Source organism: Paraburkholderia sp. BR10923, assembly GCF_040948765.1.
GTDB classification, from domain to species: domain Bacteria; phylum Pseudomonadota; class Gammaproteobacteria; order Burkholderiales; family Burkholderiaceae; genus Paraburkholderia; species Paraburkholderia youngii.
Map to the genome: position 1 here is coordinate 1 of NZ_JBFPKO010000259.1, position 222 is coordinate 222.

The 222-nt window shown below is 64.0% G+C and carries 1 protein-coding gene; it reads left to right on the plus strand.

What is annotated here, in order from left to right; all coding sequences use genetic code 11:
• Nucleotides 1-222, plus strand: a 222-nt coding sequence (locus AB3X94_RS42385; RefSeq protein WP_368614520.1) for a transposase, incomplete at both ends; no start/stop codon positions are given.

The following is a 222-nucleotide window of genomic DNA, read 5'->3' on the forward strand; positions in this document are numbered from 1 at the left end:
ACCGCCGTGGTCAACCCAGCGCGGTCATCCTCGATGGCCGTACGCTGCAGTCGACGTGCGAAAGCGGCGCACGCGCAGGCTACGACGGATACAAACGCAAGAAAGGCAGCAAGGTACATATGGCGGTGGACACGTTGGGACAACTGCTCGCGGTGCATGTGACGCCGGCCAACGAGCAGGAGCGCGCGCAGGTTGGAGAACTGGCGCGTCAGGTTCAGCAGG